Annotated in this window: 10 protein-coding genes; 9 read left to right on the forward strand and 1 reads right to left on the reverse strand. The window is 46.3% G+C overall.

The annotated features are described in order from the left end of the window. From rsgA to MED222_RS06295, 5 genes are all read left to right on the forward strand, one after another. The coding region (rsgA, locus tag MED222_RS06315) for a small ribosomal subunit biogenesis GTPase RsgA (RefSeq protein WP_009847910.1) at window positions 1-950 on the forward strand (950 nt) is incomplete at its 5' end. Window positions 951-1075: 125 nt separating this feature from the next. Beyond that, window positions 1076-1987 carry an archaetidylserine decarboxylase gene (gene asd / locus MED222_RS06310; protein WP_009847911.1) on the forward strand — a complete coding sequence of 304 codons (912 nt, stop codon included), beginning with the start codon at window positions 1076-1078 and terminating at the stop codon, window positions 1985-1987. A gap of 321 nt (window positions 1988-2308) precedes the next feature. Next, a complete protein-coding gene (locus tag MED222_RS06305) occupies window positions 2309-3724 on the forward strand; it encodes an SLC13 family permease (RefSeq protein WP_009847912.1) in 1416 nt (471 codons plus the stop codon). 291 nt (window positions 3725-4015) lie between these two features. Next, window positions 4016-5896 (forward strand): methyl-accepting chemotaxis protein, encoded by a 1881-nt coding sequence (locus MED222_RS06300; protein ID WP_009847913.1) that lies wholly within the window; start codon window positions 4016-4018, stop codon window positions 5894-5896. Window positions 5897-6056: 160 nt separating this feature from the next. Next, window positions 6057-6944 (forward strand): DMT family transporter, encoded by an 888-nt coding sequence (locus MED222_RS06295; protein WP_009847914.1) that lies wholly within the window; start codon window positions 6057-6059, stop codon window positions 6942-6944. Between the two features lie 33 nt (window positions 6945-6977). On the opposite strand, the gene epmA is transcribed toward MED222_RS06295, so the two are convergent. Beyond that, on the reverse strand, window positions 6978-7949 hold the full coding sequence (gene epmA / locus MED222_RS06290; RefSeq protein ID WP_009847915.1) for an elongation factor P--(R)-beta-lysine ligase: 972 nt from the start codon (window positions 7947-7949) through the stop codon (window positions 6978-6980). A 484-nt stretch (window positions 7950-8433) separates the two neighbouring features. Here epmA and frdA point away from each other — a divergent pair, with 484 nt between their 5' ends. The 4 genes from frdA to frdD are packed head-to-tail and all read left to right on the forward strand — an operon-like array spanning window position 8434 to window position 11795. Further along, window positions 8434-10257 (forward strand): fumarate reductase (quinol) flavoprotein subunit, encoded by a 1824-nt coding sequence (frdA, locus tag MED222_RS06285; protein ID WP_009847916.1) that lies wholly within the window; start codon window positions 8434-8436, stop codon window positions 10255-10257. Then, window positions 10257-11021, forward strand: coding sequence for a succinate dehydrogenase/fumarate reductase iron-sulfur subunit (locus MED222_RS06280; protein WP_009847917.1), 765 nt, complete (start codon window positions 10257-10259; stop codon window positions 11019-11021). Before frdA ends, MED222_RS06280 begins: the two co-directional genes overlap by 1 nt. A 1-nt stretch (window position 11022) precedes the next feature. Further along, the gene (frdC, locus tag MED222_RS06275; RefSeq protein WP_004733341.1) at window positions 11023-11406 is read left to right on the forward strand and encodes a fumarate reductase subunit FrdC; all 384 of its coding nucleotides are present in this window, start codon (window positions 11023-11025) and stop codon (window positions 11404-11406) included. An 11-nt stretch (window positions 11407-11417) separates the two neighbouring features. After that, window positions 11418-11795 (forward strand): fumarate reductase subunit FrdD, encoded by a 378-nt coding sequence (frdD, locus tag MED222_RS06270; protein ID WP_009847918.1) that lies wholly within the window; start codon window positions 11418-11420, stop codon window positions 11793-11795. The last annotated feature ends 20 nt before the right edge of the window (window positions 11796-11815 follow it).

The raw sequence follows: 11815 nt of genomic DNA on the forward strand, positions 1-11815 counted from the left end.
TTGGCGGAACAAAAAGCGGACTCGTGATTACGCGCTTTGGTCAACATGCCGATATCGAAGATCTTGAAACCAACGAAGTTCACCGTTGTAACTTACGCCGTAGTATTGAGACTTTAGTTTCTGGTGACCGAGTAACTTGGCGTGCAGGCTTAGAATCCATGGCTGGCATCTCAGGTGTTGTCGAAGCCGTTGAGCCAAGAACGTCAATGCTAACTCGCCCTGACTACTATGACGGCCTCAAACCGGTTGCCGCAAACGTAGACCAAATGGTTATCGTTTCAGCTGTACTACCAGAGCTATCACTTAATATCATCGACCGCTACTTGATCGCCTCTGAAACGGTGAATATCGCCCCTTTAGTTGTACTCAATAAAGTTGACTTGCTGACAGAACAACAAATTAGCGAATACCGCGAAACACTGAAGATATACGAGAAAATCGGCTATAAAGTCATGTTCGTGAGTAAAGAGTCGGGTTACGGCATCAAAGAGTTGGAAGCTGAACTGAAAGATCGTATCAACATTTTCGTTGGTCAATCTGGTGTAGGTAAATCCAGCGTAGTGAATGCACTGATGCCAACATTGGACATTGAAGAAGGCGCAGTTTCTGAAAACTCAGGACTGGGTCAACACACCACCACAGCAGCGCGTTTGTATCACTTCCCTTCTGGTGGTGATCTTATCGATTCCCCAGGGGTACGTGAATTCGGCTTATGGCATTTAGAACCCGATGAAGTCACAGATGCTTTCATTGAATTCAAGCCATACCTAGGTGGCTGTAAGTTCCGCGACTGTAAACACAATGACGACCCAGGATGTCTTCTACGTGAAGCCGTTGAAGACGGAAAAATTAGCCGCTTACGTTTTGCTAGCTACCATCGCATTATTGAAACAATGGCTGACAACAAAGATAACCGTCAGTACTCACGAAGCAAGAAAGCCGATCTCTAATCGCGTTTTTGTGAACAAATGTGTGCATTTACTGACAATTGGCGCGAACTTAAGTAACATCTCGCGCCCTAAACCGTCATCGACAGATTTAATTGAAAAACAATTAGCATTGGAAAATTAATACAATGGATAAGATTAAAGTTGGATTGCAGTACTGGATCCCACAACATGGCCTGACTCGTTTAGTTGGTAAACTGGCGTCTGCTAAAGCGGGTGGTTTAACGACAGCGATCATTAACTGGTTCATCAAGCAATACAAAGTGAACATGGATGAAGCTCTGCATAGCGATCCAAAACACTTTAAGACATTCAATGAATTCTTCGTACGTGAATTGAAAGAAGGCATGCGCCCTATCGCAGAAGGTGACTCTGTTATTGTTCACCCTGCTGATGCACGTGTAAGTCAGTTTGGCCCAATTACTGATGGTCAACTGATTCAAGCTAAAAACCATAACTACTCAGCACGTGAGTTGCTTGGTGGTGATGCAGACCTAGCCGATGAGTTTAAAGACGGTGAATTCGCAACGCTTTACTTGTCGCCAAGTGATTATCACCGTGTGCACATGCCATGCGACGGCACACTGCGTCAGATGATCTACGTTCCCGGAGACCTGTTCTCAGTTAACCCGCTAACGGCAGAGAACGTTCCAAACCTATTCGCACGTAACGAGCGTGTGGTTTGTATCTTTGATACTGAGTTTGGCCCAATGGCACAAGTGCTGGTTGGTGCAACTATCGTAGGTAGCATCGAGCAAGTATGGGCTGGCACCATCACGCCACCTCGCGGTAACTCGGTTTACAAGTGGGATTACCCAGCACAAGGTGATAAATCTATTATCTTGAAGAAAGGCGAAGAGATGGGTCGCTTCAAGCTTGGTTCAACGGTTATCAACCTGTTTGCTAAAGATGCAATCAAGTTTGACGACACTATGCAGAATGGTGAGAAAACCGTTCTAGGCACTCCTTTCGCGCACATTGCGGGTAAAGACGTTGAGACTGAAGCTGTTGATTCAGCAGAGAACACTGACCAAGCTTAACGATCTGAGTTAACTCATTTAGTTTTAAAGGCGCGTTACTTTTTCTATATCAGAGAAGAACGCGCCTTTTTCTTAACTCTACCAATTCGTTTCCTACTCAAGCTCTAACAACCCAAGCTTTCAAACCTCAATCCTCACCCCCTGCCCAGCCACCTGCGGCTTCTCACTCTTGCCTCTAATTGCCCAGATAAAATATTGACCAAAAGCAAAACAACTGTCGAAACCTTAAACAACTTTTCGATTTTACAACCCGTCTCCAAGTACCAAAAATCCAGATAACTTACTCTATTTGAAGATATTTTATTTATAGGGTCTTTGTACATGCCTAAACTCAATGTTGGCGTTCTGGTCAAGCTGTTGATTTGTTTTGCGATTCCCTTAGGCGTGTTATTCATGCCGATAGATTCAATACCAATCGATGATCTCACGCTGATTCAACATCGCTTGTTGGCAATATTCTTGTTGGCCGCTCTACTGTGGGTGCTTGAACCTGTTCCGGTATTCGCCACTTCAATTTTGATCATTGCGCTTGAACTGGTGATGATATCTGACAAAGGTTTACACCTATTTAGAAATCCACCAACGGGGCACGATCTCGGTGAGTTAATCAAATATACCGACATCTTCGGTGCATTTTCGTCACCGATCATCATCCTTTTCATGGGTGGTTTTGCTCTTGCGATATCCGCATCCAAGTATGAACTCGATAACAACCTAGCTCGAGTGCTGCTCAAACCATTCGGTACAGAACCGCGCTTTATCATGCTAGGTTTAATGCTGATCACCGCCGTGTTCTCAATGTTCATGTCAAATACCGCAACCACGGTTATGATGCTGGCCCTGCTCGGCCCTATTGTGGCTTCGGCACCCAAAGGCGATATGGGGATTAAGGCGCTCGTATTGTGTATTCCAATTGCTGCCAACACCGGTGGTATAGCGACACCCATCGGTACACCGCCCAATGCCATCGCACTACAATACCTAACCGGTGAAAACACCATCGACTTCCTCAGCTGGATGATGATGGGCTTACCCTTTGTGATCATCCAACTCACCATCGCTTGGTTTCTCCTACAAAAACTCTTCCCTTCTAAAGAAAGAAATATGGTCCTCAAGCTTGATGGACAATTTAAAAAGAGCTGGCGAGCGATCGTGGTTTACATCACCTTCGCTGCGACAATCTTATTGTGGATGACCACCAAACTGCATGGCATGAACACTTATGTGGTCTCTATCATTCCACTGGCTGTTTTTACTCTCACTGGCATCATGGGCAAAGAAGAACTCAAGCTGATTAACTGGGATGTGTTGTGGCTGGTTGCGGGTGGTATAGCGATTGGGATTGGCTTGGATAAAACAGGCTTAGCCGCTGCACTCGCACACGCGATTGATTATGAATCGCTCTCGCCGACTGCAGTGGTACTAACGCTGTCTATCGTGTGTTGGCTAATGGCTAATTTCATGTCGAACACAGCTACCGCAAACTTGCTGATGCCGATAGCAGCTGCGATTGGCGCTTCTATGGAAAGCCTAGTAGCAATTGGAGGCTTACAAGGCTTGCTGGTTGTGGTCGCCTTCTCGGCATCGCTCGGGATGATTCTTCCAGTATCGACGCCACCAAACTCGCTGGCTTACTCAACTGGGCTTATCGAAAGCAAAGATATGGCGAAGATGGGTATCATCTTAGGGATTGTCGGCTTACTGATGGTCTACCTCGCGCTGTTTATTATCACTTAGCACGTCAATGCCTCCCTTCCGTCCAGCTAGTAATCGTGACCTCGCTAGCTGGCGGGCCACCAGATTTTAACCAATAAGATAAATCCTGATAACAATTAACACCTTAGCAGCAACCAATTGTGATTCCACTTCACTGTTTATTAAAAATAATCATATATATATTTAAATTATGATTTTCAACACGTTTCGAACTTTAAATATAACGACACTAGACACCTAGCAGAGACACATCCGTTCGCAATCCAACGCGTCGCTGTCATTAGCCTTTTATCCAAGAAGGAGGGATAAACCTTGAGACATACTATTAAGTTCAAAATTCAGATCGCTATCGCGGTTATTATTGCCGTCGTAAGTGGCGCTCAAGCTTGGATATCTGTTAATCAGCTTACTCAAGAAACTGAAGTCGCGATCAACCAACAGGTGAAAAACGTGAGTGTTGGTACGACGAACTACATTGCCGATTGGTTATCAATCCGCAGTGATATGATGCTTGCCAATGAATCGACCATTTCAAGCAATAGCAACTCTGATCGCGAGTTATTGATCACCAAGCAAGCCGGGCAATTTTTGTCTGTTTATGCAGGATTCAGTGATGGCAGTATAGCTTATGGCGACAAGGCTGAGGATTGGCCAGCAGACTACGACCCACGATCCCGCCCTTGGTATAAAGATGCAAACGCGACATCTGAACTCATCATTACCGAACCTTATCAAGATTTTGACGGCAGCATTGTCATCAGTTTCGCTAAAGCATTTAATGGTGAAAGACAGGGTGTTATCGCGGCAGACTTAACCGTAACCAGCATTATTGATACCGTACTCAATGTAAAACTCGATAATGACGGTTTTGCTTTTTTAGTCGACGGTAATAACAACATCGTCGCCTACAGTGATGAAGAGTTGAGTCAGAAACCACTGACGAATTTGAACCCTGAGCTAACGGTCGACAAAGTATCACAACTGCTCCAAAACCAAATGATCACGACGTTAACTTGGCCTGGTCAAGGCGATAAAATGGTCTACATCGCTAACGTTCCGAATACCGATTGGTCATTGGGTATTGTGATCGATAAAGAAATGGCATTTTCTGCGGTATCCGATGCCATTCAATTTATCACGCTTACCTCTTTGATTTTATACATCGTCATTTCGATTGCGAGCACAATGGTGATTAACCGCTTGCTGCACCCACTGCAAACATTGTCTGAAGCACTGACTCAGCTTGCTCAAGGCAGAGGCGACCTGACTCAGCGTATTGATATCAAGCGCATGGATGAAATTGGCAAACTTGCCGAGCTCGTAAACCAGTTCTTGAGCCAGATGCAAAGCATGCTTAAGGGCGTAATAGAGCACAGTCACGACTTAAACAACCATGCGGAAAAAGCCAATCAACTGGCTACGCAATCTTCGATTCGAGTCGAGAACCAACAAAACGACATCAACCAAATTGCGACTGCGATTCATGAAATGTCCGCCACCGCAGCTGAAGTGGCCAGCCATGCCGAATTAACCGCCTCCGCATCTCAAGCATCCGCTACCGCTTGTAACGAAGGCCAAGAGGTTATCCAACAAAACCGCGATGCGATTACAGGCCTTGCGACTCAGGTTGAAGATGCAGCCAATGTTATTCGTGAATTAGAGAGTAATGCTCAAAGCATCAACCAGATCCTATCCACCATTCAAGGCATTGCCGAACAGACCAACCTGTTGGCATTGAATGCCGCGATTGAAGCCGCTCGTGCGGGTGAACAAGGTCGTGGGTTTGCAGTTGTCGCCGATGAAGTGCGAGTGCTCAGCCAAAGAACGCATGGCTCGACGGAAGAGATCCGCGTGATGATTGATACACTGCAGAAAAATACCGAACATGCCGTTGAAAGCATGACCACCAGCACTCAGTTAGCAGAGAACAGTGTTGGCTTCGCAGAACAAGCTCATGGCAGCCTGACTAAAATCACTCAGGCAATCACTGAAATCAACGATATGGCGCTGCAAATAGCGAGTGCTGCGGAAGAGCAACGCGCGGTCAGCGAAGACATCAGCCGTAATACGCAAGGAATCAAGGATGCCTCTGATGACCTTGCACAGCAAGCTGAAAGCAGTCGCAATAGCTCAAATGAAATGAGTAGCGCTGCCGAGTCGATGCGCCAGGACGTGGAGCGCTTTAAGGTATAGTGCGACTCAAGCAAAGTAAGTGAACCACACCACCGAGCGACAGCTGACATAAACTAATAACTGAAACAAAGTAGTTCTTTCATAAGAATCACTTTGTTCTCAGTTCGGTTTGATGCATATTGATGAGCTAATTTATCCCAGACACAAGGATGTTATTCAGATGGGATTTGAATGGTTAGCTCTAGCTGCCGCTTTTCTTTGGGCTATTGCGAGCCTAATGTCAGTAAAGCCTGCCCAACACTTAGGTTCTTTCGCCTATAGCCGTTGGAGAATGGGTTGTACCGCGATCATCTTATCAAGCATGGCTTGGTTTACCGGAGGTTGGTCAACTGTCGAAGCCAATCTAATCACGCCGATGATGCTATCTGGCCTGATTGGTATATTCATTGGTGATACCGCCCTATTTGCCTGTTTGAACCGAATGGGACCGCGCCAAGCGGGTTTACTGTTCTCTTGCCACGCCGTGTTCTCGGCGATTCTTGGTTACTTCCTGTTTAGTGAAAGTATGACCTCTATTGAGCTGATTGGCTCGGCTTTGGTGTTTAGTGGTGTATTAACTGCGATATTCTTTGGTCGTCGAGGACAAGCCAACAACCAGCTTGAAACCATCAAGGGCACCGTGTGGATTGGTGTCGCACTGGGAATCACCGCAGCGATCTGCCAAGCATTGGGCGGCATCATTGCCAAACCCGTGATGCAAACCAGTATCGACCCTGTTGCCGCTTCTGCCATTCGAATGATCACCGCTTTTGTTGCTCACTCCGCATTTCGTTTAACAGGCGCCAAACTTTCACGCGCACTTAACCCAATGAATAAGCAGATATTCGCGATTACCGCGGTTAATGGTTTTCTAGCGATGGCAGTAGGAATGACGTTGATTTTGTATGCGTTGCAGGAAGGTAATGTCGGTATGGTCGCTCTGTTATCTTCAACTACACCCATCATGTTGTTACCGATACTTTGGCTTTACACCAAGCAGAGACCAAATGCCTACGCTTGGATCGGTGCCATTGTTGCCGTAGTGGGTACTGGGATTCTGGTCAGCTAGCCAAACCGTCAGTAAGACTAGCTGAATAGAGAGCTAAGAACGTGGGAAAGGAAAAGCCGTCACATCATCGATATGGTCATAACCTAACGCCAGCATGATCAGACGGTCGATACCCAAAGCAACACCCGCACAGTCTGGTAAGCCTGCTTTTAATGCCTCAATCAAGTGATGATCAATCGGTTGAGGTGATAAGCCCATCTCAATACGTTTGGCATTATCATCTTCAAAGCGCTTAAGTTGTTCTTGCGGTTTATCTAACTCGTGGAAGCCGTTTGCTAACTCAATTCCTTTGAAATACACCTCAAAGCGATCGGCGACTCGTGAATCGTTTGGATTGATCTTAGCTAACGCTGCTTGCGATGCTGGGAAGTCATACACAAACGCAGGCACCTGCTGGCCTATTTTCGCCTCGACCCCAATACTGAAAAGAAGCTGCAATAACGTATCGCGATCTTGCTCGGGGTCAGCTATGTCGCTGAGCCCTAGTTTCGCAGCTGCTTGCTTTAGCGTATCCATCGAATCTTCCAGCGGACAAACACCTAACACATCAATAAAGGCTTGTTGGTAAGTCATTCGCTCTGCTATGCCTGATTTAAGTACCTGCTGTAACAGCAGATCCATCTCATCCATCAGATCATGATGATCAAAACCAACGCGATACCACTCCAACATAGTGAACTCAGGGTTGTGATAACGGCCATTTTCTTCATTGCGAAAAGATTTACAAATTTGGTAAATACAACCGCTTCCGGCAGCCAACAAGCGTTTCATATGAAACTCTGGGCTAGTCATAAAGAATAGTGGCTGGCCGTGCGCATAACCAGGCCCTACGAATTCAGTTTTGAAGGTATGTAAATGCACATCCGTCACCGTGGCGTGGCTCATCGCAGGCGTATCCACTTCCATCACGTTTCGCTCAACAAAGAACTGACGAATTTGATTAAGGATATCAGCACGTTGCTTTAACTGCTTAATGGTTGCGGCCGGTTGCCATGTAGAGTGCATTATTGAGTTCCATATTACTGAATTCTAGACGACGAAAATTACCACCTTTCATCGCTTTTGTAAGCTTCTATCTTTCTATTCTTGAAAGCGAAATGTTGTTTTAATGAAGCCAGAAAATTACGTTCTACAATACAATTATCAATACAGATTTTACATCCACATTGATAACAAAAATCATACTCAACAAGCCGTTAACACAAGCCCTGTGGGCTAATCGTTATCAACAATTGATTGCCGTGATTGCAGTCACATAACCTATAAATTCTATGCCTCCATATGCACTACCGACCTAAAAACCCAAATGCATCAACTTTTCGAATACCTTCCTCTCTTACACTGAACCTACCACTTAAGGCTTAGGGGTAATAAACGGTTGATGCCGTTTACGTACTATTAATTAGTAAGTAACGCCAATTAGTAAGTACTACCAATAAGCTTTTTATAATAACAAGCGGAATACTCCGCATCACACTGGAGAATAACTGTGAAGACAATTACCACAGATATCGCAGTCATCGGCGCAGGCGGCGCTGGTCTTCGTACAGCAATTGCAGCAGCTGAAGCTAATCCTGAATTGGAAGTTGCACTGATTTCTAAAGTTTACCCAATGCGTTCGCACACGGTGGCAGCAGAAGGCGGTTCAGCAGCGGTAATTAAAGACGAAGATAGCCTAGATAACCACTTCAACGATACTGTTGGCGGTGGCGACTGGCTATGTGAACAGGATGTTGTTGAATACTTTGTTGAAAACTCGACTCGCGAAATGATCCAAATGGAACAATGGGGCTGCCCATGGAGTCGTAAAGAAAACGGTGAAGTAAACGTACGCCGATTCGGCGGTATGAAGGTAGAAAGAACGTGGTTCGCAGCGGATAAAACCGGCTTCCACATGCTTCATACTCTGTTCCAGACTTCGATGAAGTACGACACAATCAAACGATTTGATGAGTACTTTGTGGTGGATTTGCTCGTTGAAGATGGCGAAGTACAAGGCCTAATCGCGATTCACATGTCTGAAGGTGAGCTTGTTACCATCAAAGCAAAATCTGTTGTTCTAGCAACCGGTGGCGCAGGTCGTGTTTACCACTGTAATACCAACGGCGGCATCGTAACTGGCGACGGTATGGCAATGGCTTATCGCCACGGTGTACCACTGCGTGACATGGAGTTCGTTCAATACCACCCAACAGGCCTCCCGGGCACTGGCATCTTGATGACCGAAGGTTGTCGTGGTGAAGGCGGTATCATCGTCAACAAGAACGGCTATCGTTACCTGCAAGATTACGGCATGGGCCCTGAAACTCCAGTGGGCGAGCCGAAAAACAAATACATGGAACTGGGTCCTCGTGACAAAGTTTCTCAAGCATTCTGGCACGAGCAGCAGAAAGGCAACACCATCAAGCACCCGCTTGGTGATGTCGTACACCTTGACCTTCGCCACCTTGGTGAAGAGTACCTGCAAGAGCGTCTTCCGTTTATCTGTGAGCTTGCAAAAGCGTACGTAAACGTTGACCCAGCAAAAGAGCCAATCCCAATTCGTCCAACCGTTCACTACACCATGGGTGGTATTGAAACCAACGGTACGTGTGAAACTCGCATTAAAGGGCTATTCGCTGTTGGTGAGTGTGCTTCAGTTGGCCTACATGGCGCAAACCGCCTAGGGTCTAACTCTCTTGCTGAATTCGTAGTTTTCGGCCGCGTAGCCGGTGAACAAGCCGTGAAACGCGCAGCTGAATTCAAAGGCTGGAACGAAGAGTCTATTGCTAAGCAAGTGAAAGCGGTTGAAGATCGCATCGCTGGCATCTTGGCTCAAGAAGGCGATGAGAACTGGGCTGATATCCGTACTGAAATGGGTCACACCATGGAAGCGGGTTGTGGTATCTACCGTCAAGAAGACTTGATGCAAGAAACCATCGACAAAATCACTGAACTGAAAGCTCGCTACAAGAAGATCAGCATTAAAGACAAAGGCAAAGTGTTCAACACTGACCTACTTTACGCTATCGAAGTGGGTTACGGCCTTGAAGTTGCCGAAGCGATGGTTCACTCAGCGATCCTTCGTAAAGAGTCTCGCGGTGCACACCAACGTCTAGACGACAACTGCACAGAACGTGATGACGTGAACTTCCTGAAACATTCTCTATCTTTCTACAACGAAGATGCAGCACCAACTATCGACTACAGCGGCGTTAAGATTACTAAATCTCAACCTAAAGCTCGTCTATACGGTGAAGCAGCCGAGAAAGCCGCTGCTGCTGAAAAAGCGGCAGAAGAGAATGCGAAGAAGAGCGAAGAGGAGCAAGCATAATGTCAGCGAATCGAATCCAAAAAATTGAAATCCTGCGTTATGACCCTGAGCACGATGCAGAACCTCACTTTCAAACCTTTGAAGTTCCATTTGATGAAACCATGTCGGTACTTGATGCGATTGGTTACATCAAAGATAACCTAGATAAAGACCTGTCTTACCGTTGGTCTTGTCGTATGGCGATTTGTGGTTCTTGCGGCATCATGGTTGATGGCGTGCCAAAACTGGCATGTAAGAGCTTCTTACGTGACTACCCGAACGGCTTCAAGATCGAGCCTTTAGCTAACTTCCCAATCGAGAAAGATTTGATTGTCGACATGACACCGTTCATCGAACGCCTTGAAGCAATCAAACCTTACATCATTGGTAACGACCGTAAACCAGAAGACGGCACTAACATCCAAACTCCAGAGCAAATGGCGAAGTACAAACAGTTCGCTGGCTGCATCAACTGTGGTTTGTGTTACGCAGCGTGTCCTCAATTTGGTCTAAACCCTGAGTTCATTGGCCCTGCGGCACTTGCTCTTGCTCACCGCTACAACCTAGATAGCCGTGACAATGGTAAAGCTGAGCGCATGAAGCTTATCAATGGCGACAACGGTGCTTGGGGCTGTACGTTTGTAGGTTACTGTTCTGACGTTTGTCCGAAGAAAGTAGATCCAGCAGCAGCTGTAAACCAAGGCAAAGTTGAGTCTTCAATGGACTTCGTTATCTCGATGTTCAAGCCTGATGGATCGCAAGTAAAAACAGCAGAGGAGGCATAATATGAGCAACCGTAAGCCTTATGTTCGTGAGATGAAGAGAACGTGGTGGAGCAACCATCCGTTCTACCGCTTCTACATGCTACGTGAAGCGACTGTACTGCCTTTGATTCTATTCACTCTGTTCCTAACCTTCGGTTTGGGTTCGCTAGTGAAAGGGCCTGAAGCGTGGGAAGGTTGGTTGAGCTTTATGGCTAACCCTGTCGTTGTTGGTATCAACATCGTGGCACTGCTAGGCAGCTTACTGCACGCTCAGACCTTCTTCAGCATGATGCCTCAAGTAATGCCAATCCGCCTTAAAGGCAAATTGGTAGATAAAAGAATCATCGTACTGACCCAGTGGGCAGCGGTGGCATTTATTTCTTTAATCGTTCTGATGGTGGTGTAAGGAGCTTCGTTATGAACACAAATTACAATGTTAACCACAATCCGAAACGCTCTGATGAACCAATCTGGTGGGGCCTATTCGGCGCTGGCGGTACTTGGTTCGCGATGATTACACCAATCACCATTCTAGTGCTGGGTATCTTGGTGCCAATGGGCATTATCGATGCGGATGCAATGAGCTACGAACGTGTCTCTGAGTTTGCCACCAGCATTATCGGTGCGCTATTCATCATCGGTACGCTAGCACTGCCAATGTGGCATGCAATGCACCGTCTTCACCACGGCATGCACGACCTTAAGTTCCACGTCGGCGTTGCTGGTAAAGTGGGTTGCTACTTCGTTGCAGGCCTAATCAGCGCGCTATCTGTTATCTTCATTTTTATGATTTAACAGTTAAGAGCAGATTCGAG

Origin of the sequence: Vibrio sp. MED222, assembly GCF_000153005.1 — a bacterium.
In the GTDB taxonomy this organism is placed as follows: domain Bacteria; phylum Pseudomonadota; class Gammaproteobacteria; order Enterobacterales; family Vibrionaceae; genus Vibrio; species Vibrio tasmaniensis_A.